The organism is Streptomyces sp. NPDC059477, assembly GCF_042749375.1.
GTDB lineage: Bacteria > Actinomycetota > Actinomycetes > Streptomycetales > Streptomycetaceae > Streptomyces.
Genome location: NZ_JBHYUG010000094.1, coordinates 1 through 24,743, shown reverse-complemented (window position 1 = coordinate 24,743; position 24,743 = coordinate 1). Strand labels below are relative to the sequence as shown.

At 71.6% G+C, this 24,743-nt stretch carries 21 protein-coding genes, 1 pseudogene and 1 riboswitch; of the genes and pseudogenes, 13 read left to right on the top strand and 9 right to left on the bottom strand.

Features of this window, described 5'->3' with window-relative positions:
- The first annotated feature begins 41 nt into the window (after positions 1-41).
- On the top strand, positions 42-1,451 hold the full coding sequence (locus ACFXAZ_RS32350; protein ID WP_384598385.1) for an Ig-like domain-containing protein: 1,410 nt from the start codon (positions 42-44) through the stop codon (positions 1,449-1,451).
- 138 nt (positions 1,452-1,589) lie between these two features.
- On the opposite strand, the gene ACFXAZ_RS32345 is transcribed toward ACFXAZ_RS32350, so the two are convergent.
- Positions 1,590-1,991: a hypothetical protein gene (locus ACFXAZ_RS32345; RefSeq protein ID WP_384598383.1), complete on the bottom strand. Its 402-nt coding sequence runs from the start codon at positions 1,989-1,991 to the stop codon at positions 1,590-1,592.
- 208 nt (positions 1,992-2,199) lie between these two features.
- Between ACFXAZ_RS32345 and ACFXAZ_RS32340 the strand changes: the two genes are divergently transcribed.
- The 6 genes from ACFXAZ_RS32340 (at position 2,200) to ACFXAZ_RS32315 (ending at position 9,395) form a co-directional block, all read left to right on the top strand.
- Positions 2,200-2,820 (top strand): heme-copper oxidase subunit III, encoded by a 621-nt coding sequence (locus tag ACFXAZ_RS32340; protein ID WP_384598381.1) that lies wholly within the window; start codon positions 2,200-2,202, stop codon positions 2,818-2,820.
- A 77-nt stretch (positions 2,821-2,897) separates the two neighbouring features.
- Positions 2,898-3,710: a c-type cytochrome gene (locus ACFXAZ_RS32335; RefSeq protein WP_384598379.1), complete on the top strand. Its 813-nt coding sequence runs from the start codon at positions 2,898-2,900 to the stop codon at positions 3,708-3,710.
- Positions 3,707-4,762, top strand: coding sequence for a Rieske 2Fe-2S domain-containing protein (locus tag ACFXAZ_RS32330; protein WP_384598377.1), 1,056 nt, complete (start codon positions 3,707-3,709; stop codon positions 4,760-4,762). The genes ACFXAZ_RS32335 and ACFXAZ_RS32330 overlap by 4 nt, the downstream gene beginning before the upstream one ends.
- Positions 4,759-6,393 carry a cytochrome bc complex cytochrome b subunit gene (locus tag ACFXAZ_RS32325; protein WP_384598375.1) on the top strand — a complete coding sequence of 545 codons (1,635 nt, stop codon included), beginning with the start codon at positions 4,759-4,761 and terminating at the stop codon, positions 6,391-6,393. Before ACFXAZ_RS32330 ends, ACFXAZ_RS32325 begins: the two co-directional genes overlap by 4 nt.
- 171 nt (positions 6,394-6,564) lie before the next feature.
- A complete protein-coding gene (gene trpD, locus ACFXAZ_RS32320) occupies positions 6,565-7,629 on the top strand; it encodes an anthranilate phosphoribosyltransferase (RefSeq protein WP_384598373.1) in 1,065 nt (354 codons plus the stop codon).
- A gap of 110 nt (positions 7,630-7,739) precedes the next feature.
- Positions 7,740-7,856, top strand: a riboswitch (SAM riboswitch).
- Between the two features lie 165 nt (positions 7,857-8,021).
- Entirely contained in the window at positions 8,022-9,395 is a 1,374-nt protein-coding gene (locus tag ACFXAZ_RS32315; protein ID WP_384598371.1) for an aminotransferase class V-fold PLP-dependent enzyme, read from the top strand.
- 237 nt (positions 9,396-9,632) lie between these two features.
- Here the strand turns inward: ACFXAZ_RS32315 and ACFXAZ_RS32310 are convergent, their stop codons facing one another.
- The 7 genes from ACFXAZ_RS32310 to ACFXAZ_RS32280 all read right to left on the bottom strand — a co-directional run bounded on the left by ACFXAZ_RS32310 (position 9,633) and on the right by ACFXAZ_RS32280 (position 16,329).
- The gene (locus ACFXAZ_RS32310) at positions 9,633-10,832 is read right to left on the bottom strand and encodes a glycerate kinase (RefSeq protein WP_384598369.1); all 1,200 of its coding nucleotides are present in this window, start codon (positions 10,830-10,832) and stop codon (positions 9,633-9,635) included.
- 67 nt (positions 10,833-10,899) lie between these two features.
- On the bottom strand, positions 10,900-12,312 hold the full coding sequence (locus ACFXAZ_RS32305) for an SLC13 family permease (protein WP_384598367.1): 1,413 nt from the start codon (positions 12,310-12,312) through the stop codon (positions 10,900-10,902).
- 201 nt (positions 12,313-12,513) lie between these two features.
- On the bottom strand, positions 12,514-13,176 hold the full coding sequence (locus tag ACFXAZ_RS32300; protein WP_382692060.1) for a response regulator transcription factor: 663 nt from the start codon (positions 13,174-13,176) through the stop codon (positions 12,514-12,516).
- 16 nt (positions 13,177-13,192) lie between these two features.
- Positions 13,193-14,704, bottom strand: coding sequence for an ATP-binding protein (locus tag ACFXAZ_RS32295; protein WP_384598364.1), 1,512 nt, complete (start codon positions 14,702-14,704; stop codon positions 13,193-13,195).
- Entirely contained in the window at positions 14,616-15,002 is a 387-nt protein-coding gene (locus ACFXAZ_RS32290; RefSeq protein ID WP_384598362.1) for a small secreted hydrophilic protein, read from the bottom strand. The genes ACFXAZ_RS32295 and ACFXAZ_RS32290 overlap by 89 nt, the downstream gene beginning before the upstream one ends.
- Positions 15,003-15,307: 305 nt before the next feature.
- Positions 15,308-15,589 (bottom strand): Lrp/AsnC family transcriptional regulator, encoded by a 282-nt coding sequence (locus ACFXAZ_RS32285; protein ID WP_382692063.1) that lies wholly within the window; start codon positions 15,587-15,589, stop codon positions 15,308-15,310.
- Positions 15,586-16,329, bottom strand: coding sequence for a rhomboid family intramembrane serine protease (locus ACFXAZ_RS32280; protein ID WP_382692064.1), 744 nt, complete (start codon positions 16,327-16,329; stop codon positions 15,586-15,588). The genes ACFXAZ_RS32285 and ACFXAZ_RS32280 overlap by 4 nt, the downstream gene beginning before the upstream one ends.
- A gap of 295 nt (positions 16,330-16,624) precedes the next feature.
- Between ACFXAZ_RS32280 and ACFXAZ_RS32275 the strand changes: the two genes are divergently transcribed.
- From ACFXAZ_RS32275 to ACFXAZ_RS32255, 5 genes are all read left to right on the top strand, one after another.
- Positions 16,625-16,864 carry a hypothetical protein gene (locus ACFXAZ_RS32275; protein WP_382692065.1) on the top strand — a complete coding sequence of 80 codons (240 nt, stop codon included), beginning with the start codon at positions 16,625-16,627 and terminating at the stop codon, positions 16,862-16,864.
- Between the two features lie 64 nt (positions 16,865-16,928).
- The gene (locus ACFXAZ_RS32270) at positions 16,929-18,278 is read left to right on the top strand and encodes an NYN domain-containing protein (RefSeq protein ID WP_384598360.1); all 1,350 of its coding nucleotides are present in this window, start codon (positions 16,929-16,931) and stop codon (positions 18,276-18,278) included.
- A 307-nt stretch (positions 18,279-18,585) separates the two neighbouring features.
- Positions 18,586-19,635, top strand: coding sequence for an NlpC/P60 family protein (locus ACFXAZ_RS32265; RefSeq protein WP_384598358.1), 1,050 nt, complete (start codon positions 18,586-18,588; stop codon positions 19,633-19,635).
- Between the two features lie 233 nt (positions 19,636-19,868).
- Positions 19,869-20,903 carry an NlpC/P60 family protein gene (locus ACFXAZ_RS32260; RefSeq protein WP_384598356.1) on the top strand — a complete coding sequence of 345 codons (1,035 nt, stop codon included), beginning with the start codon at positions 19,869-19,871 and terminating at the stop codon, positions 20,901-20,903.
- Positions 20,904-20,931: 28 nt separating this feature from the next.
- On the top strand, positions 20,932-22,119 hold the full coding sequence (locus ACFXAZ_RS32255) for a hypothetical protein (RefSeq protein WP_384598354.1): 1,188 nt from the start codon (positions 20,932-20,934) through the stop codon (positions 22,117-22,119).
- A 907-nt stretch (positions 22,120-23,026) separates the two neighbouring features.
- Here the strand turns inward: ACFXAZ_RS32255 and ACFXAZ_RS32250 are convergent.
- A complete protein-coding gene (locus ACFXAZ_RS32250; RefSeq protein WP_384598352.1) occupies positions 23,027-24,265 on the bottom strand; it encodes a glycosyltransferase 87 family protein in 1,239 nt (412 codons plus the stop codon).
- Between the two features lie 66 nt (positions 24,266-24,331).
- Here ACFXAZ_RS32250 and ACFXAZ_RS32245 point away from each other — a divergent pair.
- Positions 24,332-24,743: pseudogene (locus ACFXAZ_RS32245) on the top strand (alpha-(1-2)-phosphatidylinositol mannosyltransferase); the annotation flags it as partial.

The window sequence follows — 24,743 nt, the reverse complement described above, 5'->3', positions numbered from 1 at the left end:
CTGAACGCGCCGGACTCGCCGGGGCTTCTTATTTTGAAGCCATGAGCACCTCCCCGCACACCCGTTCCGTCGTCAGCTGCGCGCTGCTGGTGATGGCCCTCGGCGTGACCGTCACCGCCTGCGGCAGCGACGGCAACCCGCTCGCGGCCACGCCGTACGACGCTGCGGACCAGATCTCCTTCAAAGGCGCCACGAGCGCCGGCGGCGCCAAGAGCGCCAAGGACAGCACGAGTGCCGACCCCAGCGAGGGCGCCGAGGCAAGCGCCGGCGCCAAGGCCGAGAAGGCCGGACAGAAGAAGCCGAACACACCGGAGAAGCCGACAAAGGGGAGCAAGAGCAAGCCCCTGCCGGCCGACCCGTCCAAGCCGCTCGACATCACCGTCGACGGCGAGGGCAACCGGATCACCGACGTCACCGCCGTCGACGGCGCGGGGCGCTATCTCGCGGGCGAACTCTCGGCCGACGGGCGCCGCTGGCACAGCACCTCCCCGCTGGCCGCCGACGCCCGCTACACGGTCCGGGTGAGCACCGAGAACGCGGACGGCAAGCCCGGCCGCAAGACCCACACCTTCGACACCGGCCAGCCCCGCACCAAGACACGCATGGACGTCTGGTTCGGCCCGGACCCGGACCCGGACCCCTACGGCGTCGCCCAGCCGGTCATCGCCGAGCTGAGCGAGCCGGTCGCGGACAAGGCGCAGCGCGTCATCGTCGAACGCGGCCTGAAGGTGACCTCGAAGCCCGCGGTGGAGGGCGCCTGGCACTGGGTGAACGACCAGGAGCTGCACTACCGCCCCAAGGAGTTCTGGCCCACCAACGCCACCGTCAAGGCGAACAGCAACCTCAAGGGCATCAAGATCAGCGACCGGCTGTGGGGCGGCAAGGCCGAAACGCTGAAGTTCACCACCGGTGACAAGCTGGTCGCCGTCGCCGACGCCGCCTCGCACTGGATGACGATCTACCGCAACGACGAGGAGATCAACTCCATCCCGATCACCACCGGCAAGCCCGGCTTCGAGACCCGCAACGGCATCAAGGTGATCCTGGGCCAGGAGTACTTCGTACGGATGCGCGGCTCCAGTGTCGGCATCTCAGCGAGTTCCTCGGAGGGATACAACCTGCCGGTCTACTGGGCCACCCGGGTCACCTGGAGCGGCGAGTACGTGCACGCCGCCCCCTGGTCGATCAGCGACCACGGCTACCGCAACGTCAGCCATGGCTGTGTCGGCATGAGCACCGGCAACGCCGCCTGGTTCTTCGAGACCTTCACCAAGGGCGATGTCGTCGAGGTCATCAACTCCTACGGCGACTACATGGACCCCTTCGGCAACGGCTACGGCGACTGGAACCTCGACTGGAAGGACTGGCGCTCCGGCAGCGCCCTCCTGGGCGGCACCCCAGACGGCCCGAAGCCGGAGGACGCACTGCGACTCCGTCCAGAACAGGTCTGACCGAACGACCGTGGCTTGCAGACGCCGGGGACGGCAACGCCCAAAGGGGCGCGGGGCTGTATCGATATGCGGCTCCGCCGCGTGGGCGCGAGCAACCCCCCACCCCGCACCCGCGCACCGGGCGACGCACCCCGCTCCCTAGGCGCTCTGCAACTTACGGTTACGCAGCAGCGAGGCCAACGCCGAGGCGAACTCCACCGGATCCACCGGCAGGGTCACCGCGGCGTCGGCCCGCGACCAGGTGGCCAGCCAAGCGTCCTGGGGCCGCCCCATCAGCAGCAGCACCGGCGGGCACTCGAACACCTCGTCCTTCAGCTGCCGGCACAGCCCCATGCCGCCCATCGGCGAGGCCTCGCCGTCCAGCACGATCACATCGATCCCGCCCCTGTCCAGCTCCGTCACCACCGCCGCGGCCGTCGCGCACTCCAGGTACGCGACGGGCGGTACATCGGGCGCGGGCCGGCGCCCGGCGGCGAGCCGCACCTGAGCGCGGGTGGTGGAGTCGTCGCTGTAGACCAGCACCGTGGCGGTCGGCTGCATGCTTCCTCCGTGACATCGGCGACATCGGCGTCGTACGGCCGTAACGGGCGCTGCCCGATGCCGCGGATGCTACTCCCTCCCACTCGCCGTCAACACCTGTCGGAACCCGCCCGTGACCGTCATTCGATCGGCCATCCGGGCAGTACACACGCTGCGAACACTCCGAACGGCACCCCCCGGAGTGAGGGCGGGATAAGCGACCGACATAATGTCGGTCGTGGCGACAGCAACGACAGTAGAAACCGGGCACGCGCACCCGTCGGTCAATCGGCCGAACCTCACCAGTGTCGGAACGATCATCTGGTTGAGTTCCGAGCTGATGTTCTTCGCGGCCCTCTTCGCGATGTACTTCACCCTGCGATCGGTGACCGGTCCCGATTTCTGGAGCGAGAGGGCGGACGCCCTCAACTTCCCGTTCTCGGCGGCCAACACCACGATCCTGGTGCTCTCCTCCCTCACGTGCCAGCTCGGCGTGTTCGCCGCCGAGCGCGGCGACGTGAAGAAGCTCCGGATGTGGTTCATCGTCACCTTCATCATGGGTGCCGTCTTCATCGGCGGTCAGGTCACCGAGTACACCGAGCTGGTCAAGCACGAGGGCATCTCGCTCTCGTCCGACGCCTACGGCTCGGCGTTCTACCTGACCACCGGCTTCCACGGACTGCATGTGACGGGCGGACTCATCGCCTTCCTGCTCGTCCTCGGCCGTACCTACGCGGCCCGGAAGTTCACCCATGAGCAGGCGACCGCGGCCATCGTCGTGTCCTACTACTGGCACTTCGTCGATGTCGTCTGGATCGGCCTCTTCGCCACGATCTACATGATCAAGTAGCCGGACCCGTGCCCCGCGCACGCTCCCGCATTCCAGAAGCAGCATCGACGCAGAAGATCCTGACACCGGGGTAATCCGTGAAAAAGCTCTCCGTACGACGACGCCATCCGCTGGCGGCGGTCGTCGTTCTCCTCCTCGCGCTGGCGGCCACTGGGGGGCTGTACGCCACGTTCGCGCCCGCGGACAAGGCGCAGGCCGATGAGACCGCCCAGTCCCTCGCCATCGAAGAGGGCAAGAAGCTCTACGCCGTCGGCTGCGCCAGCTGCCACGGCACCGGCGGTCAGGGCACCTCCGACGGTCCGAGCCTGGTCGGCGTGGGCGCGGCGGCCGTCGACTTCCAGGTCGCCACCGGCCGGATGCCGGCCGCGACGTCGCAGGGCGTCCAGGTACCGGCGAAGAAGAACATCTACTCGCAGGCCGAGATCGACCAGCTCGCCGCCTACATCGCGTCCTTCGGCGCCGGTCCCGCGGTCCCGACCGAGGAGCAGTACGGCCCCGAGGGCGCGGACATCGCCGAGGGCGGGGAGCTGTTCCGCAACAACTGCGCGCAGTGCCACAACTTCACCGGCAAGGGCGGCGCCCTGACCCAGGGCAAGTACGCGCCGTCGCTGGAGGGGGTCGACCCGAAGCACATCTACGAGGCCATGCAGACCGGCCCGCAGAACATGCCGTCGTTCCCCGACACCACGCTGACGGAGCAGAACAAGAAGGACATCATCGCCTACCTCGACGCGGTCAACAGCTCCGACACCGAGAACCCGGGCGGCATGTCGCTGGGCGGGATCGGACCGGTCGCCGAGGGCCTCTTCGCGTGGATCTTCGGCCTCGGCGCGCTGATCGCGGTCGCCGTCTGGGTCGCCGCTCGGACCGCAAAGGCCAAGAAGTCATGAGTAGCCAAGACATTCCAGAAGAGAACCTGCCGGCTGAGCAGGTCGCGCACGGCGCGGTCTCCGTCGCGGACGAGAAGGACCCGTTCGCCGACCCGGGGCTGCCCCCCCACGAGCCCCGTATCCAGGACATCGACGAGCAGGCCGCCAAGCGGTCCGAGCGCGCGGTCGCCTTCATGTTCACGCTGTCGATGCTGGCCACCGCCGGTTTCATCGCGTCGTACGTGGCGATCCCGCACGACAAGTCGATCTTCGTCTTCCCGATCGGGCACATCAACGCGCTGAACTTCGCGCTGGGCCTGACCCTGGGCGCCGCCCTGTTCCTGATCGGCGCGGGCGCGGTCCACTGGGCCCGGACCCTGATGTCGGACCACGAGATCGCCGATGAGCGGCACCCCGTCGCCGCCTCCCCGGAGGTCAAGGCGAAGGTCATGGAGGACTTCCGGCAGGGTGCCAAGGAGTCCGCGCTGGGCCGCCGCAAGCTGATCCGCAACACCATGTTCGGCGCGCTGGCCCTGTTCCCGCTCTCCGGTGTGATCCTGCTGCGCGACCTCGGCCCGCTGCCCGGGACCTCGCTGCGCCACACCCTGTGGAAGGCCGGCAAGCTCCTGGTCAACATGAACACGAACGAGCCGCTGCGCCCCTCGGACGTGGCCGTCGGCTCGCTCACCTTCGCCATGCCCGAGGGCCTGGACGAGCACGACCACGACTTCCAGACCCAGATCGCCAAGGCCGCCCTGATGATCGTCCGGCTCCAGCCGGAGGACATCAAGGACGCCCGCGAGCTGGAGTGGTCGCACGAAGGCATCGTGGCGTACTCCAAGATCTGCACCCACGTCGGCTGCCCGATCTCGCTGTACGAGCAGCAGACGCACCACGTGCTGTGCCCCTGCCACCAGTCCACCTTCGACCTCTCCGACGGCGCCCGGGTGATCTTCGGCCCCGCCGGTCACGCCCTGCCGCAGCTGCGGATCGGTGTGAACGACGAGGGCTATCTCGAAGCGCTCGGCGACTTCGAAGAGCCCGTCGGTCCTGCTTTCTGGGAGCGCGGATGAGCACTACCACCACCAACGAGACCAGGCGCGGGAAGGCGCCCGCCGGCGAGCGCGTCGCCGACTGGGCGGACGGCCGGCTGGGGATCTACTCCCTGGCCAAGGCCAACATGCGCAAGATCTTCCCGGACCACTGGTCCTTCATGCTGGGCGAGATCTGCCTCTACAGCTTCATCATCATCATCCTGACGGGTGTCTATCTGACGCTGTTCTTCCACCCGTCGATGACCGAGGTGGAGTACCACGGCTCCTACGTCCCGCTCCAGGGACAGCTGATGTCCGAGGCGTTCAACTCGACCATGCACATCTCCTTCGATGTGCGCGGTGGTCTGCTCATCCGGCAGATCCACCACTGGGCGGCGCTGATCTTCCTCGCCGGCATGTTCGTGCACATGATGCGCGTGTTCTTCACGGGCGCGTTCCGCAAGCCGCGTGAGATCAACTGGCTGTTCGGGTTCCTGCTGTTCGTGCTGGGCATGTTCACCGGTTTCACCGGCTACTCGCTCCCGGACGACCTGCTCTCCGGCACCGGTGTCCGCTTCACCCAGGGCGCGATCCTGGCGACGCCGATCGTCGGCACGTACATCTCGTTCTTCCTGTTCGGCGGGGAGTTCCCGGGCACCGACTTCGTGGCCCGCTTCTACTCGATCCACATCCTGCTGCTGCCGGGCATCATGCTCGGGCTGGTGGTCGCCCACCTGATCCTGGTCGTCTACCACAAGCACACGCAGTACGCGGGCCCCGGCAAGACCAACAAGAACGTCGTGGGCATGCCCCTGATGCCGGTCTACATGGCCAAGGCCGGCGGCTTCTTCTTCCTGGTCTTCGGTGTGATCGCGGCCGTCGCGGCCGTCGCGCAGATCAACCCGATCTGGGCGATCGGCCCCTACCGGACGGACATGGTGTCCACGGGCGCCCAGCCGGACTGGTACATGGGCTTCGCCGAAGGCCTGATCCGGTTCTTCCCCGGCTGGGAAGTGAACTTCTGGGGCCACACCCTGGTCCTGGGCGTGTTCATCCCCCTGGTGCTGTTCGGCGCGGTCCTGATGGCCCTCGCGTTCTATCCGTTCATCGAGTCCTGGATCACCGGGGACAAGCGCGAGCACCACATCCTGGACCGGCCGCGCAACGCCCCGACGCGCACCGCGTTCGGCGTCGCCTGGATCACGATGTACATGATCACGCTGGTCGGTGGTGGCAACGACCTGTGGGCCACCCACTTCCAGCTGTCGATCAACGCGGTCACCTGGTTCGTCCGGATCGGCTTCTTCGCCGGACCGATCGCCGCGTTCATCATCACCAAGCGGATCTGCCTGGGCCTCCAGCGCCGGGACCGCGAGAAGGTGCTGCACGGGCGGGAGACCGGCACCATCAAGCGGCTGCCGCACGGTGAGTTCATCGAGATCCACCAGCCGCTCAGCCAGGAGCAACTGCACACCCTCACCGCGCACGAGCAGTACGAGCCGGCCCAGGTCGGCCCGGCGACCGACGAGAACGGGGTCGCCCGCAAGGTGAAGGCCCCCGACAAGCTGCGCGCCAAGCTCAGCAAGGCGTACTACGGCGAGGGTTCCCAGATCCCGAAGCCGACCGTCGAGGAGTACAAGGAGATCACCAGCGGCCACGGCCACCACTGATCACCTGACATCACCGCGTTCGCCACGCACCGAGGCCCCGTTCCGCACGCCGGAGCGGGGCCTCGTCCGTTGCGTGGACGGGCGACCTCGCGGAAGCCTCGGCTGGATAGGGTGGACCCGCATCGACACGACCCGTCCCGACGCGTGCGGGACCTCACCCAGGAGCGGCTGATGAGCGCTGTGACCCCCGCTGGAGGCGACACCGCGGCGGGCCGTTCCTGGCCCGACGTACTGAATTCGCTGCTGTACGGCCGTGACCAGAGCGCCGAGGCCACCGCCTGGGCGATGGACCGGATCATGCGCGGCGAGGCCACCGACGCCCAGATCGCCGCCTTCGTGGTGGCACTGCGGGCCAAGGGCGAGACCGTCGAGGAGATCAACGGTCTGGTACGGACCATGTACGAGCACGCCCATGTGATCGAGGTGCCCGGCCGCACGGTCGACGTCGTCGGCACCGGCGGCGACGGCGCCAAGACGGTGAACATCTCCACCATGGCCTCGATCGTGGTGGCCGGCACCGGCGCCACCGTCGTCAAGCACGGCAACCGGGCCGCGTCCTCCGCGTCCGGCGCCTCCGACGTGCTGGAGAAGCTCGGCGTCAATCTGGAGCTGACCCCGGCCCGGGTGGCCGAGGTGGCCCAGGAGGCCGGGATCACCTTCTGCTTCGCGGTCAGGTTCCACCCGGCGCTGCGCCACGCGGGCGCGGCCCGCGGCCAGCTCGGCATCCGTACGGTGTTCAACATCCTCGGTCCGCTGACCAACCCGGCCCGGGTGCGCGCCCAGGCCGTCGGGGTCGCCGACCCCCGGATGGCGCCGGTCGTCGCGGGCGTCTTCGCCGAGCGCGGCAACTCCTCCCTGGTCTTCCGGGGTGACGACGGCCTCGACGAGCTGACCGTCACCGCCACCTCCCGGGTCTGGGTGGTGCGCGACGGCAAGGTCACCGAGGAGACCTTCGACCCCCGGGACGTCGGCCTCGACCTGGTCCCGGTCGACGCCCTGCGCGGCGGCGACCCGTCCTTCAACGCGGAGGTCGCCCGCCGGCTGCTGGACGGCGAACGCGGTCCGGTCCGCGATGCCGTGGTGCTCAACGCCGCCGCCGCGCTGGCCGCCCTGGACCCCACCGGGGAGCCGCTCACCGAGCAGCTGCGGGCCGGGATGGCCCGGGCCGAGCGGTCCATCGACTCGGGGGCGGCGAAGCGGACGCTGGAGCGGTGGGTGGCGGCGAGCAACGCCTGAGGGCACGCGACGGCGTCCCTTGAGGGGCGTGCGCGGTGTGACACAGGGCGCAGTCCAGATGACGGACTGCGCCTTGCGCACACATGATCGTATGGCAGGATGTTGGACCAGGTCATGAGCGACAGCCATCAGGCCCCGGCCGGCTGTCCGGCAACCCTCCGTCCGTGGCGGGGTGCCCCGGGTGAAGACCAGGCCGTGGGCAGCGAGGTCTGCGGCAAGCGCGGACCCCTCGTGTCACCAGGGGTCCTGGTCGTCGAGGAGCCTTCCGTGAGCAAGCGAATGTGATTGGGCCGCAGAGCCCCGCCTCCGCAATCCCTTTTTCTCTTTCATCGCCGCGCTGGAGCGACTTCGTTCGCGTGGTGAATTCCGCCTGCCTGCACGGGAGTTGACCCATGTCCGTCTCCACCGCCATCACCGCTGCCGCCCCCACCCTCGGTGAGCCGCTGCCCGTCCTCGGCCGGGACGTCACCGTGCCGCTCGTCACCGGCGGCGAGGTCGGTTACGCCGCGCTCGACTACGCCGCCAGCGCGCCCGCCCTCCAGCGGGTGTGGGACGACGTGGCCGCCTACGCGCCCTACTACGGCAGCGTGCACCGGGGTGCCGGATACCTCTCCCAGCTGTCCACCGACCTGTTCGAGAACGCCCGGAAGACAGTCGGTGAGTTCCTCGGCTGCCGCGAGGACGACCAGGTGGTGTTCACCCGGTCCACCACCGACTCCCTCAACCTGCTCGCCGCCGCGCTGCCCGCCGGCTGCCAGGTCTTCGTCTTCGAGACCGAGCACCACGCCTCGCTGCTGCCCTGGAAGGACGCCGAGGTCAGCTACCTCGACGCCCCGCGCACCCCGCGCCAGGCCGTCGAGACCCTGGAGCGCGCCCTCGCCGCCCGCGACCCGCACGGCCCCGCCCTGGTCTGTGTCACCGGCGCCTCCAACGTCACCGGCGAGCTGTGGCCGGTCGGGGAACTGGCCGCCGCCGCCCACGCGCACGGCGCCCGGATCGTCCTGGACGCCGCCCAGCTCGCCCCCCACCACCCCGTCTCGGTCACCGAACTCGACGTGGACTGGGTCGCCTTCTCCGGGCACAAGCTGTACGCCCCCTTCGGCTCCGGCGTGCTGGCCGGCCGCGCCGACTGGCTGCGGGCCGCCGAGCCCTACCTCGCGGGCGGCGGCGCCAGCCGCAGGGTCACCCGGCGCGAGGACGGCGGCGTGGACGTCGAGTGGCACGACAGCGCCGCCCGCCACGAGGCCGGCTCGCCCAACGTCATCGGCGCCTACTCCATCGCCTCCGCCTGCAAGGCCCTCACCGACGCCGGTTTCGACACCCTGGTGGCCCGTGAGCGGCAGCTGATCAGCACCGTGCGGGCCGGGCTCGCCGACGTCCCCGAGGTGCGCGTCCTGTCCCTCTTCGGCGACGACGCCCCCCGCGTCGGCGTGATCTCCTTCGTGGTCGACGGCTGGAACAGCTCCCACTTCGCCGCCGCGCTCTCCGCCGAGTACGGCATCGGCGTCCGCGACGGCCTCTTCTGCGCCCACCCGCTGGTCCGCACCCTGCTCGGCACCGACCCCGAGACCCAGGGCGAGTGCGGGGCCCCGGAGGCGGCACCGGGCGAGAAGTCCCTCAACGCCATCCGCGTCAGCTTCGGCGCGGGCACCCCCGACGAGCACGTGGAGCGTTTCGTCCGGGCGGTACGCGAACTGGTGTCCGGCGGCGCCCGCTGGAGCTACCGCACGGTCGACGGCCGCTGCGTCCCCGACACCTCGGCGTGAGCGGGCGGCCGGGCGCCGGGAATCGCCCGCTGGAGCCACCCGTACGGTCGGCGCGTCCCCGGTGCCTCGGCATGGGTGGGGAATCAGGCGGTTGACGGGCGGTGCGTCCCCGGACGCCTCGGCCTGAGCGGGCGGTCGCGCGCTTGGTATCGCTCGCCCTGGCCACCCGTACGGTCGACGGGCGGTGCCTCCCCGGTACCTCCGCCTGAGCGGGCAGCATCGCGTCGCCCGCCGGAGCTACCGCACCGTCGACGGCCGCTGCGTCCCCGACACCTCCGCCTGAGTCGGCAGCCGGGCGCCCAGCACGATCATCCGCAGGGCACGCTCGGTGGCGTCGGTGAGGAGTTCCGCCGCTCGGAGCAGGGCCTCCGCCAGGGCCATCGGGGCGGGCAGGATGCCATGGCAGGCGTCCACTCCGGGTACGTCGTGGGCGCCCTTGCCGAGGGTTCCGGCCAGGGCGAGTACGGGACGGTCGTACAGCTTGGCGCGGCGGGCGACCTCGCCGGGGACCTTGCCGCGCTGGGTCTGCTCGTCGAGCGCGCCCTCGGCGGTCAGCACCAGATCGGCGCGGGCCAGCCGGGCGTCCAGGTCGAGATGGTCCAGCAGCACCTCGAAGCGCGGCCTCAGCCGGGCCCCCAGCGCCGCGAGCCCGGCACCGAGCCCGCCCGAGGCACCGGTCCCGGCCGCGGAGCGCAAGTCGGTGCCCCGCACCCGCAGGTCGCGCGTCAGGACGTACGCCCACCGCTCCAGCCCCTCCGACAGCCGCTCCACCTGCGCCGGGGTGGCCCCCTTCTGCGGCCCGAACACCCGGGCCACGCCCCGCTCGCCGCACAGCACGTTGTACGGGTTGCAGGCGACGAGGATCTCCGTCCCGGCCAGTCGGGGATCGAGCCCGGTCGGGTCGATGCGGTGCAGTCGTACCAACTCCCCTCCACCCTGCGGGAGTTCGAAGCCGTCCGGGTCCAGCAGCCGTGCCCCCAGGGCCTGGAGCGCCCCCGCGCCCCCGTCCGAGGTCCCGGAGTCCCCGCAGCCGACGACGATCCGCCGTGCGCCCGTGTCGAGCGCGGCCCGGATCAGCTCACCCACGCCGTAGGTGGTGGTGGCCCCGGGGTCGCGCAGGCGGGCCGGGACGAGGGACAGCCCGGCCACGGCCGCCATCTCCACCACGGCGGTGCGCCCGGAGTCCAGCAGCGCGAAATGCGTGCCGATGACCTCGCCGAGCGGCCCGGTGGCCGACAGCGCCACCAGCCGTCCGCCCCCGGCGGTGGCGAGGGCACGGGCGGTGCCCTCGCCCCCGTCCACGAGCGGGATGAGATCGACCTCGGCATCGGGCAGCACCCGCCGCACCCCGGCCGCGATGGCCTCGGCGGCGGCCTGGGCGGACAGTGACTCCTTGAACCCGCTGGGGGCGATGGCGATACGGGAGAGGGAGAGCATCGAACAGCTCCTTCGAAACGGTCGGAAGGGAAACGCCCGTCTTCCTTCAGGGGCGCGACGGACGGCGCTACCGCAGGGGCACCCCCATCACCGGCCACACCACCACCGCGAACCCGAACACCAGCAGAGCCGTCAAGGGCGCCAGGAACGCCGAGAGCCGCAGCAGATCGCGCGGCGCGTACGTGGCGACCCCCGGCACGTCCGCGAACAGCGCGACCGGCTTCGCGGACGCCGGGAGCGTGTGGCAGAACCCCGCCGCCGCCGTGGACGCCAGCGCCGCCGCGACCGGATTGACCCCGACCCCCACGGCCGCCGCGACCACCAGCGGCACCAGCACGGAGGACCGCGCCGACCGCGACTGCAACACCAGGTGCGCGGCCGTGCTGATGAGGACCACCACCGCCAGGAACACCTCCGGCCCCACCCCGGCGGGCAGCCCGGAGACCAGCCACTTCGCCGCCCCGGAGTCCGACAGCGCGACCCCCATCGCCATGGTCGCCGCCATGAACAGCAGCAACGACCACGGCACGGTCTTCAGGGCGTCCTTCAGATGTACGGTGCCCAGCGCGGGCGACGAGGCGACCACGGCCCCGATCAGCGCGACCAGCGCGGGCGGCACCTGGTGCAACGGCTCGCTGCACCACAGCATCACGACGGTCGCCAGCAGCAGCGCGCAGCGCGACTCGGCCGCCGACCAGGGCCCGGTGACGGGCTGCTCGGTGTGTTCCTGGATGTCGTCGGCGCTGATCTCGACCGGCAGCTTGCGGTCCGCCCGGCGGGTGGTGGTGAGCAGGACGACCTCGGCGGCCAGATGCGAGGACGCTATGGCCAGCGGCAGCCCGATCAGCAGCCACTGGGTGAACCCGACCCGTTCCCCGGTCGTCTCCCACAGCACCGACACCGTGATCAGATGGGCGCCCGCGCCGATCAGCGTGGCGACCGCCGACAGCAGGATGACCGTCGGGAACAGCAGCGCCAGCATCACCACCAGCCGCCGGTGCCCGGACAGCACCTTGGCCAGCGCCAGGAACACCGGCAGGGCGAGCGCGGCCCGCCCCGAGGTGGCCGGGACGGCGAACGCGGTGACCACCAGCGCGGCGGTCGTCAGATGCGTCAACTGCCGTACGGTACGGGCCCCGCCGACCAGGAACGCCGCCGCCCGTCCGGCGAGCCCCGTCCGGGAGACCGCGGCCGCCAGGACGAACGCGCAGATCAGCAGCCACACCGTGGAGTCGCCGAGGGTGCCGAAGAACGTGTCGCTGCTGATCACCCCGGTCACGGTCAGCGCGAGTCCGGCGCCGAGCGCGATGTAGGTGTCGTCGATCGGGGTGGCGATCCACAGACAGGTCGCCAGGGCGAAGACGGCGAGGGTCAGCCGGGCGGTGCCGGACAGGCCGGGGAAGTTGCCGGGGACCGCCAGCGCGGCGCACAGCGAGAACGCCAGGCACAGGCCCACGGTCAGTCGGAGGTTCAGGGTCACGCCATCGAGCGTTCACGCGGGCGGTGAGCCCATGATGAGCCGTCGATGAAAGGGACTTCATGCGGCCTGGTGAGGGGCCTTCATCGGGCGTTCGAGCGCCGGGAACACCCGCCCGAACGCGCCCCCCGGCTCACCCTCCACGCGCGCCCCCAGGCCCACCCGGACGCGCGCCCCGGGCCCACCCGGACGCACGCCCCCGGCTCACCCGGGCAGCCGGTACCCCATCCCCCGTACCGTCTCCACCCGTTCCGCCCCCAGCTTCTTGCGCAGGGCCCGGACGTAGACGTCCACGATGTTCGAGCCGGGGTCGAAGTCGTAGCCCCAGACATGGGACAGGATCTGCTCGCGGGACAGGACCTGTCCCGGGTGGCGCAGGAACAGCTCCAGCAGCACGAACTCACGGGCCGTCAGATCGACGGTCCGCTCGCCGGAGCGGGCGCGGCGGGTGCGCAGGTCCAGGGTGAGCGAGCCGGACTTCAGGACGGTGACCTCGGGCGCCCTGGCCGCCGTACGCAGCCGCAGCCGGACCCGGGCGAGGAGTTCCTCGAAGCGGAACGGCTTGGTCATCCAGTCGTCGGCGCCGCCCTCCAGGCCGGCCACCGTGTCACGGACCGAGTCCCGCGCGGTCAGCACGATCACCGGGGTGCTCACCCGCGCCTCGCGCAGCTCGCGCAGGACGGTGAAGCCGTCGCGGGCCGGCAGCCCGATGTCCAGCACGATCAGATCGAAGCCGCCGGTGAGCGCGTACTCGTAGCCCGCCTCGCCGTCGGCGACCACGGTGGTGGTGAAGCCGTTGGCGCGCAGACCCTTCTCCACGAAGGAGGCGATGCGTTCCTCGTCCTCCACGATGAGGATGCGGTTCATGGGCGTGCCTCTCCCGTCATGGACGTGCTTCTTCCAGGGTGAGTACGAAGGTGGCGCCGCCCCCGTCGGTGTCGTGCAGGCTCGCCCGGCCGCCGTGTGCCTCCGCTATCGCGCGGACGATGGACAGTCCGAGTCCGGCGCCGGAACCGCGGGTGCCGCGCCGGGCGGTGCCGCGCCGGAAGCGCTCGAAGATCACATCGGCGTCCTGCGGCCGGACGCCCGAGCCGCGGTCGGCGACGTACAGCTCGATGTGCGGGCCCTCGGCGCGGGAGCCGATGCTGATGCGCTGGCCGGGGCCGGTGTGCTGGACGGCGTTCTGGGCGAGCTGGACCATGGCCTGGGTGATGCGCTGCGGGTCGAGCCGGACCTCGGCGTCGGCGACCTCGCCGAGGTGCCAGTCGCGTTCGCCCAGGGCGCGGGCCTTGACGTAGACGTCGGCGGTGAGTTCGGCGAGCTGGACCGGTTCGGGGGTGACGAAGTCGGGGCGTTCGGCCTTGGCGAGCAGCAGCAGGTCCTCGACGATCCGGCTCATCCGGTCGAGTTCGTCGGTGACCAGCCGGACGGTCTCCTCCCGCTCGGCCGGGTCGTCGCCCATCACCTCCAGGTGCCCGCGCACGATGGTGATGGGGGTGCGCAGTTCGTGCCCGGCGTCGTCGACGAACTCGCGCTGGGCGGCGAAGGCCCGCTCCAGCCGGTCCAGCATGGCGTTGAAGGTCTCCGCGAGGGCCGCTATGTCGTCGCGTCCGTGGACCGGTATGCGCCGCGTGAGGTCCTGCTCGGTGAGCTGGGCGGCGGCGGCCCGCACCAGCCGTACGGGTTGCAGTATCCGCCCGGCGACGACCCACCCTATGCCGGTGGTCATCAGCAGGGCGACGCCGGAGATGGCGAGCAGGATGCGGAACACCTCGTCGGCGCGGTCCTGCTCGCGCTGCGGGTGGAACGCGACGACGAACGCGGCCTGCGGATCACCCCCGTAGGGGGCGATGTCCACCTTGGCCCAGCGGATGTCGCCGATGGGGCGCTCCACGGTGCCGGTGGCGTCGGGGGAGCCGAAGATCTCCCGGCGGGCGACGGTGTCCTCGTGCAGGGGGAGCAGGGCCGGGATCTCCCGCTGCTGAATGATCTTCGCGGGGTCCGGGCCGGGGCCCGCCACCAGCCCGATCAGCTCCTCGTCGGCGTCGGCGTGCTGGCGCTCCAGGAAGACCCGCAGCAGCCGGGCCGGGTCGGTGAACGGCCGTCCGCTGGCGGGGTCGATGCCCCGCCCCTCGAACTGGGTGAACTCGACGGCCTCCTGCGCCAGCAGATCGGCGATCCGCTGATCGGTGTCGCGCAGCAGGATCGTCCGTACGGTCGTGGCGACGGAGCCGAAGGCCACGGTCATCACCAGCAGCAGCCACAGCAGGATGCGGACCCGGGCGGATATCCGCGCCCGGCCGTGCTCAGCCGTCGTCCCCGCCGGGCCCGTCGTCGTCCGCGCCGTCGTCGTCCCCGGCACCGGGGCCGGCTGGTTCGCTTCCGTCGTCGTCATGGTTTCCGCTGCTCTGGCCGGTGCCGCCGGGCGGCGTGGGGGGAGGGTCGGTCGGTGTTGCGGCGGGGCCGGTGGGCGCCCCGGGGGCGTCGGTCGCGGGCGGCGGGGAGACCACCTCGTCGCTGGGGGTGGGGGCGGGCCGGTCGGGGCTCGTGGTGGGGGAGCCGCTGTCCAGCTCCACCTTGGCCGGCACCTCCGGCGACTCCGGCCGGTCGGTGAGGACGAAGCTGGTCGCGGCGATCCCGAGCGGGATCACGACGACGGCGGCGAGGGCCGCCAGGCGGTGGGAGAAGACCATGGCATCGATGCTGCGGGGGCCGTCCGGTAATGAGGATGAAGTGAAGATGAGGAAGTCTTCATGGAGCCGGGGCGTGGGGCAGGGTGCCGGTGGGGTCGCGCTCGGCCGGGTCGCTCGGCGGGGTGCCTCGTGGGATCGGTGGAGGGTTCGCTCGGTGGGGTGCGCGCGTGGTGGAGGCGGTGGAGGTGTTCCAAGGGGCCGTACGGTGCTCAGGGGGCCGTTGCGGTCTCACGCCCCCTCCGCGCGACGGCCCCGTCCCCGCGTCGCCACGGGCCCTCGTGCCGGGAGTCCGGCCGGTGGTGGTCCTAGGAATCCAGGCCGATCGCGAAGGCCGCCTCCAGGTCGTGCTGGGAGTAGGTGCGGAAGGCGACGTGCGTGTCCGTGCCCTCCACGCCGGGGATCTTGCTGATCCGGCCCGGGATCACCTCGGCCAGTTCCTCGTGCTCCTTGACCCGGACCATCGCGATCAGGTCATAGGTACCGGTGACGGAGAACACCTCGCTGACACTCTCCAGCGCGGCGATCCGCTCGGCGATCTCCGGAATCCGGTCCACGCTGGTCTTGATCAGGACGATCGCGGTGATCACGGCTGGTTCTCTCCCTCGGGGGCCGGAGCTGGGGCGGACCTCACTCTAGCCGTCCCCCCGAAACGGGCCCACGCGTAGCAGAAGCCCAGGCCGAAGCCGATCAGATGCGCGAGATAGGCCACCCCGGGACCCTGCGCGGCCCGGCCCGCCGCCACCCATTGCAGGGCCACCCAGAACGGCAGGACGACCCAGGCCGGGAAGCGCAGCGGCAGGAAGAACAGGAACGGCAGCAGACTGGTCACCCGCGCGCGCGGGAAGGCACACAGAAAGGCGCCGAGGACCGCGGAGATCGCCCCGGAGGCGCCGACCAGCGACTGATCGGAGTCCGCGTGGGCGGCGGCGTACCCCAGCAGGGCGAGATAGCCGCACCCCAGATAGAAGAGGGTGAACTCCACCCGGCCCATCCGGTCCTCGGTCATCACCCCGAAGACGTAGAGGAAGAGCATGTTGCCGAGCAGATGGACCCAGCTGCCGTGCACGAACAGCGCGGTGGCGGGGGTCAGCACCGCCCGGGGGTCGCCCTCGAACAATTGTGCGGGCACGACGCCCCAGTGCCGGAAATAGACCCGCTGGGCGGCCAGCAGCTCGTCGCCGGTGCCGTACGCCGGATTGAATCCGGACGCCGGGCCGATCAGGAAGACCAGACAGCACGCCGCGATCAGTGCGCACGTCACCGGACCCGCCGGCCTGCGCAGCAGCGCCGCCGTCCGGCCCGCTGTCCCGCTCCAGTTGCCGATCATGGCTACAGAGCATGACGTACCGGGACGCAACCGCCCAGACCGCCTCGCCGCCGCCATGAGATGGGCGGCGCCCGGCCGCCAGGCCGTAGGGTTACCACCCACACGTTCCAGGGAACCTGGTGCGTCGCGGACACTGGAAGGGGTTCCGGGGCCTTCGGGACCTCCTGGGACCTCCGGGAATTCCAGGGGCCCACGGACTCGCGGGGCCCGGGGAACTCACGGACCCACAGCACCCGGACCACAGCACCCGGACCCACAGCACCCGGACCTACAGAGAAGGAAGCGGACGGTCACGATGACGGTTCCCCTGCCCACCGCCACCACGCGGTGGCGCTGCGCCCTGTGCGGCAATCTCACCCGCTTCGATGTGACGCGCTCGTCGAAGGTGGTCGAGTACGTCCACCTCGATCTGGCCGGAGCGCCGAACGTCGAGGAGCGCGAGGTGCTCAGTGAGACCATCGAGACGGTGCGCTGCCGCTGGTGCAACGCGGTGGACCAGGTGGAGCTAGTGGACAGGCCGGGCACCGACTCCTGAGGGAGGACGGGGCCCCCGGACCGCCGATCCCGCGCCGGGATCGGCACAGGTATTGGGGTGACGGATGGTGGAGACCACAGGCGGGGGGCCGGACGACGGCGCCGCTGAGGTGCTCGACCGTCCACTGCCCGACGGGGTGCGCCGCCGGGTCGTGCAGATCGTCTCCGACGGCTTCGGCGGGCTGACCGTCGGCGAGCTGCCCGCGCAGCTGCGGCAGTACGCCCGCTTCACCGCGAACCGGCGGGCCAAGTTCGCCGGCAACGCGATGGCCGCGGCCCTGGAGACCGACCCGCTGTTCCGCCAGCGCATCGGCGAGAAGCTGCGCGAGGCCCAGCCGGAGATCGCCGGGGCGCTGGACTCCGGCGCCCCGCCCCCGGCCGCCGATCCGCTCGACGTGGCGGCGGCGGCGTACGTGCTGCGGCCCACCGGCTGGGTGAAGCTGGTCACCGCGGCCGGCGAGGAGGCCCAGCGCGCCGACGCCGAGCGCGTCGACGAGGAGAACCGCGCCGAGCTGGAGCGGCTGCGCACCGCGCTGGCCGCCGCCCAGGAGCAGATCCGCACCGAGACCGAGCGGCTGCGCACCGACCTGGACGCGGCCCGGAAGGAAGCGGAATCGCTCCACCGCAAGCTGCGTTCGGCGCTCAGCGACGTCCGGCGCGGCGAGGCCGCGCTGCGCAAGGTGCAGAGCGAGATGGAGACCGTGCGCACCGAGGGCCAGACCCAGGTGTCCGCCGCCGAGAGCGAGTCCCGCCGGCTCAAGTCCCGGCTCGGTGAGGCCGAGGCCGCCCTGGAGGCCACCCGGCGCGCGGCGCGCGAGGGCCGCAGCGTCGAGGACATGCGGGTACGGCTGCTGCTGGACACCGTCCTGGAGGCCGCGCAGGGCCTGCGCCGCGAACTCGCCCTGCCACCGGTGTCGGTGCGGCCCGCGGAGACCGTGGACGCCGTCGAGCCGGGCCGGATGACCCCGAAGGACATCGCCGCGCGTGCCCTGTCCGAGCACGACCCAGCCATTCTCGACCAGTTGCTCGCGCTGCCCCAGGCGCATCTCGTGGTCGACGGCTACAACGTCACCAAGACCGGCTATCCGCAGATGCCGCTGGAGAAACAGCGCCTGCGGCTGCTCGGCCAGCTCGCGCAGCTCGCCGCGCAGTCCGGCGCCGAGGTCACCTGTGTGTTCGACGGGGCGGAGCTGGCGGCGCCGGTGCTGCTGGCGCCCCCGCGCGGCGTACGGGTGCTGTTCTCCAAGCCGGGCGTCACCGCCGACGAGCTGATCCGCCAGCTGGTGCGCGCCGAGCCGCCGGGCCGGCCCGTCATCGTCGTCTCCACCGACCGTGAGGTGGCCGACGGGGTGGCGCGCGCCGGTGCACGGCCGGTCGCCTCGGTGGTCCTTCTGAAACGGTTCGCCCGAGGCTGACCGCTTGCCGGGTGTGCGCCCCCATGGCGACCGGGGCGTCCCAACCGCAACCTTCAGGCCGATTGCCCGAATTGGTGCGATCTTGAGGCGACGTACGGTCAGTCAGGGATCACTGTTTGTGAGTTGTGTGTAAATAATGACCAGTGGGGCGAGATTTTTCAGCTGAGGATTTGAACTGATCACAGCCAGGTCACTAGGGTCGGGCCTCGAACCTCCGCTCGGGTGATCACTCATTGGGAGTGACGGCGGAGGGGCACCGCCCGCCGGCGTGTCGGTAGGCGGCTGGAGGAAGAAGGAGCTCGCCCCCGTGGCGTCCCACCGTCGACCCAAGCAGCCGAGCCGTGCACGTGTGACCGTGCTGACCACCGCCGCAGCGGCTGCTGTCGCCATCAGCTCACAGGCCGCGCAGGCCGCCCCGAGCGAGAGCCCGAGCGCCGACGAGGTGAAGGCGCAGGTCGACAAGCTCTACGAGGAAGCGGAGCAGGCCACCGAGAAGTACAACGGGGCCAAGGAGAAGCAGGAGAAGCTCCAGAAGGAGATCTCCACCATCCAGGACAACGTCGCCAAGGGCCAGGAAGAGGTCAACGAGCTGCGTGAGGACCTCGGTTCGCTGGCCAGCGCCCAGTACCGGTCCGGCGGTCTCGACCCCGCCGTCCAGCTCTTCCTCTCCGCCGACCCGGACGACTACCTCGAACAGGCGTCCACGCTCGACAAGCTGAGCAGTCAGCAGGTCGACGCCCTGGAGGAGATCCAGGACAAGCAGCGGGTCCTCGCGCAGGACCGGGCCGAGGCCACCGAGAAGCTCGAAGACCTCGCCACCACCCGCACCGAGCTGGAGAAGAAGAAGGACGAGGTCCAGGGCAAGCTCGCCGAGGCCCAGAAGCTCCTCAACTCCCTCACCGCCGCCGAGAAGGCCGCCCTGGAGGCCGAGGAGGAGCGCGCCAGCCGCGACTCCACCGAGCGCGTCGAACTCGCCTCCACCGAGGAGACCGCCCCCGCCAGCGGCTCCAGCCGCACCACGTCCGCCTACGCGGCGGCCCAGAGCGTGATCGGCAGCCCGTACGTGTACGGCGCCTCCGGCCCGTCCTCCTTCGACTGCTCGGGCCTGACCTCCTGGGCCTACGCCCAGGCCGGCATGCAGATCCCGCGCACCTCCCAGGAACAGGCCAACGCGGGTACGCGCATCTACAGCCAGTCCGACCTCCAGGTCGGCGACCTGGTCATCTTCTACGACGACCTGCACCACGTCGGTTTCTACGCCGGCAACGGCCAGGTGCTGCACTCCCCGCGCACCGGCACCGTCGTGCGCTACGAGTCGATCGACAACATGCCCTTCCAGTTCGGCGTCCGGATCTGATCCACGCCGCTCCACGACACGGAGTACCGCCCGAACGGGCGAATCCCCGTGCCCCGAAGTGACCCCACGCCCCGCCGGTGACCTGCGTCAGCGGCGGGGCGTCACTGTGTGTGCCCACGGAGGTCTTTGGCCGACGGCCCGTCACGGGGCTACTGTTCGCGGCGCTTGAGTCGTCCGGTACGTCTCGGGTACGTCGTCCAGTGTGCCGTCCAGTGGAAGGAGCGCGGCTTCCTGTGGGGTCCCATCGCCGTAAGGCACCGTCCGGGTTCGACCGGGGGGCCGGTGCCGTCGCCGTCTCCCTGCTCTCCGCCGCCGCTGCCGTCCTCGGCGCCGCAGGGGCTTCGGCCGCGCCGTCGGCCCCGGCCGCCCCCGCCGATGACACCCGGGCCGAGGTCGACCGCCTCCACACCGAGGCGGAGCAGGCCACCGAGGCGTACAACAAGGCCGAGGAGCGCACCGGCGCACTGCGCGGCCAGGTCCGCCGCACGCAGGACCGGATCGCCCGGCAGCAGGAGCGGGTCAACGAACTGCGCGAGGCGCTCGGCTCCCTGGCCGGCGCCCAGTACCGCTCCGGCGGCATCGACCCTTCCGTGGCCCTGCTGTTCTCCGACGACCCCGAGGACTACCTCGACAAGGCGGCCGTCCTGGACCGGATCAGCGAGCAGCAGGCCGGACAGCTCGACGAACTCCAGGACGCCCTGCGGGAACTGGGCCAGGAACGCTCCGAGGGCGCCGGAAAACTGGTCGAGCTGGAGAAGAGCCGCAAGGCCGTCGCCGCCCACAAGAAGACCGTCGAGACGAAGCTCACCGAGGCCCGCCGCCTCCTCAACTCCCTCACCGAGGCCGACCGCGCCGCCTACGACCGCGCCTCCCGCGCGAGCCGCACCGACCTGCCCGACCTCTCCGGCGCCGTCCCCGCCTCCGGCCGCGCGGGCGCCGCGGTGGCCGCCGCCCAGTCCGCGGTCGGCAAGCCCTATGTGTGGGGCGCCAACGGTCCCAGCGGCTTCGACTGCTCCGGCCTGACCCAGTGGTCGTACGCGCAGGCCGGTGTCGCCATCCCACGCACCTCCCAGGGTCAGCGGTACGCGGGCCGCCAGGTGCCGCTCTCCCAGGCACAGCCCGGCGACCTCGTCACCTACCGCTCCGACGCCAGCCATGTCGGCATGTACGCGGGCAACGGGCAGGTCATCCACGCCCCCTACCCCGGTGCCCCGGTGCGCTACGACCCGGTCGGCATGATGCCGATCGCCTCGGTCACCCGCGTCTGACCGGGCCGCGCGCCTTACGATCGTGCGGATGGCTGGTCGAAGGCGGACACGGATATCCCCGGTCACCGGGGTCCTCGCGCTGTGCGCGCTGCTGATCTCCCTGGTGTCCTGCGGCGGCGCGCCCGTCCCGGACACCGGCCGCGCGGACGTCCAGCGACTCCTGGACCGCCGCGCGCAGGCGTTGCTGGCCGGGGACACCACGGGCGGCTACGAGAACGTCCGCGAGGTGCCGCTGGCGGCCTGGTCGTACCGGGTGACCGAGGTCGGCGCCCCGAGTGCCGCCGGGGACAGCCTCACCGCGGACGCCGAGCTGAGCTACCAGATCGAGGGCTACGACGCGGCCCCTGTCACCACCGCACGCACCCTCACCCTCACCCGCGCCGCCGACGGCGCCTGGCGGGTCGCGTCCGACCGGCCCGCCTCCGGGTCCGGACAGCAGCTGTGGGACCAGGGCGCGGTCTCGGTGGTCCGCGGCGCGCACAGCCTGGTGATGGGCGCCGGCCGCTCCGAGCAGTCCCTGCGGGACCTCGCCGACCTCGCCGACCGCGCGGTCCCGGACGTCACCGACGCCTGGGGCACCGAGTGGGGGCAGCACGTCCTGGTCCTCGTACCGAAGTCGCTGGAGGGCATGGCCGGGCTGCTGGGCTCGCCCGCCTCCTCCTACCGGGGGATCGCCGCGGTCACCACCGGTGAGGTCGGCGGCGGCTCCGCTCCCGCCGACCGGATCATCGTCAACCCCGAGGCGTACGCCGTGCTCGGTACCTCCGGCCAGCAGATCGTGCTCACCCACGAGACCACCCATGTGGCCACCCGCGCCCACACCAACGCCGCCACCCCGCTGTGGCTCTCCGAGGGCTACGCCGACTGGGCCGGCTATCGGGGCACCGGCCGCGCCCCCGCCGAGATCGCCCCCGAACTGGCCCGCGCGGTCGCCTCCGGCGAGGTACCGGAGGGCCTCCCCGCCGACGACGACTTCGGCTTCACCGACGACGCCACCACCCTGGCCGGCGCCTACGAGTCCGGCTGGCTGGCCTGCCGGATGATCGCCGACCACTGGGGCGAACCCCTCCTCGACGCCTTCTACCGAGAGGTCGCCACCCACGACACCCGCGAGGGCGCGGTGTCCGCGGCCCTGGTCAAGGTCCTGGGCGTGACGGAGGAAGAGTTCACGGGGGAGTGGCGGGACTATGTGGTGGGGGTGCTGGGGGAGGGGTGATGGCTGCGGGGCGCTGTCCGCCGGGGCGCTGGCCGCTGGGTGCTGGGGGCGGGGGCGGGGGTGTCCGGGGCTGAAGGTGAGGCTGAGGGTGAGGGTTGGTGGGGTGACTGGGTGCTGACTGTGCCCCGTCTGGGGCGGGTCACGCCCTGCCGGGGGTCTGGCGTTCCCGCCGGGTCGCCGGGATCGCCGGGTGCCTGGGGCTCGGCGGGGAGGTCGGGCGATGGGGGATCGGGCGGATGGTGTCTGGGGGGCGGTGCTTGGGCGGCCGGGATCGTCGGATGATCGGTGTCGGTGGGTCGGCTGAGGCGGCAGGGTGACCGGTGCCAGCGGGCTGGCCGGTGTCGGCGGGGTGACCGGGATGCTCCTCGCTCGCTCCCGCCTGCGGTGTGCCGAGCCCGGTGCTCCCGCCGGGTTGGCAGCATCGCTGGGTGCCTGCGGCTCGGCGGCGACGGCAGGTGATGGGGGAGCGGGGTGGTCGGTGTCTGGGGAGTGGCCGACGCTTGGGCGGCTGGGATCTCTGGGCGGCCGGTGGCCGGCGGGCTGGCCGAGGTTCACGGGTCGGCTGTGGCTGGCACAGCGTGCAGCGGCGGTGCTGGCGGGCTTGTCGAGGTTGGCGGGTGTGCCGGGGTCGGCGCAGCGGTGGTGTCGGCGGGTTGGCCGAGGCGGCAGAGCGGCCGGTGTGTCAGCAGGTCGGCCGGTGTTGGCGGGCTGGCCGGTGTCGGCGGGTGGGCCGGCGCTGCGGTGGTGTCGGCGGGTCGGCTGCGGTTGGCAGTGTGGCCGGTGTCGGTGGGTCCGTCGAGGCTGGCACAGCGATCCGTGCGAGCGGATCGGGCGGTGTCGGCAGGTCGGGTGGTGTTGGCCCGGCGGTCGGGGCGCTTCAGGACCGCCGGGATTGCCGGGCCGGGCCTCAGGGGGAAACGCGGGTGTTCTCCGGGCGGGCCCAGCGGGGCTGCAACGGGGTGCCGGGGGGCCTCGCCGTCACCGTCGCTCGCCACAGGGTTCGGGAGGCCAGGACCGTCGCCGCCACCAGGAGGCCGTTGCGCAGGATCAGCAGGGTGACGCCCAGGGTGTCGCTGGCGACCACGTGGGAGAACCACAGGGGGAACTCCAGGACGGTGAAGAAACAGGCCGCGAGGATCAGCAGGACCGGCAGACGCATCCGGCTCGCCCGATAGCCCAGGCACACCGCCGCTATGCCGACCAGCCACACCATGTACTGCGGGCTGATCACCCGGCTGGTGGTGGTGAACATCAGGACCCCGACGAACGCCGCGTCGGCCATGGTCTGCGCCTCGAACCGCACCGCCAGCAGCCGCCACACCAGCAGCCAGCCGAAGGCCACCGCGCTGAGCACCAGCGCGCCGACGCTGACCCACTCGACGTACGGGCCGATGAACTCCACCGAGCCGTAGTTCAGCAGCACCTGCCCCTCCCAGCCGTGGTGCCGGGCGATGTGGAACACCAGCGAGCCGAGGGACTCCACCTCGGTGCCCCGGTCCCGCTGGAAGGTCAGGAAGGCGAACGCCCCCGGCATCGCCAGCCAGAACACCGCCGCCAGAGCGCCCGCCGTCACCAGGGCCGCCCCCCACGCCCGGCGCTTCAGCGCACCCAGCAGCACCAGCGCCGGCCACACCTTCAGCAGCGCCCCGAACCCCGCCAGCGCCCCCATCACCCGGGGATGCCGGGCCCCGGCGAGCAGCGCGCCCACGGCGACGCCGGTCACCATCACGTCGTAGCGGGCGTACACCGTGGGACCCAGCAGCGGGACGCCCACCACCCACACCCACGCCCCGCGCGGACTGCGGCCGGGGCGGGCCCCCGCGTACAGCAGGAGCAGCAGCACCACCAGATCGGCCGCGAAGGCCAGCACGAAGAACGCCTGCGCGTAGTCCAGGAACGGCAGCACGGCGGGGGAGAGGATCGGCAGCGCGGCGGCGGGCGGGTACTGCCAGGTGACATCGTCCAGAGGGAACGTTCCGGTGCGCAGCACCTCGTACCAGCCCTGGTAGATCACCGAGACATCGCTGGTGACGTCGGGGCCGGGGAAGACCCACACCTTCAGGACGAGCAGCAGCAGGATCAGGCGGGTCAGCGCCCAGAGGGTCAGCAGCCAGGGCAAAGTGCGCCGCGTCTCCGACTTTTTCACTGAAACCCCTGTTCCCACGCCCGGCCGTGCCGAGCGGTGAGTCTACGTTGGGTAGGCTCGGCGGCGATGCGCAAGACCCTTGTCGTCACCAACGACTTCCCGCCCCGCCCCGGCGGGATCCAGGCCTTCCTGCACAACATGGCCCTGCGGCTCGACCCCGAGCGGCTGGTCGTCTACGCTTCCACCTGGAAACGGGGCCGCGAGGGCGCCGAGGCCACCGCCGCCTTCGACGCCGAACAGCCCTTCACCGTCGTACGGGACCCCACGACGATGCTGCTGCCGACGCCGGGCGCCACCCGGCGGGCCGTGGGGCTGCTGCGTGAACACGGGTGTACGGCGGTGTGGTTCGGGGCGGCGGCCCCCGGCGAGCTGGTGGACACCGGGGGGCGGCGGGGGGGGGGGGGTCGCGGGCGGGGGGGCCCGCGCGCCGCCCCCAGCGGGGGGGGGCGGCTGCTCCCCCCCCCCAGCACACTGTCAC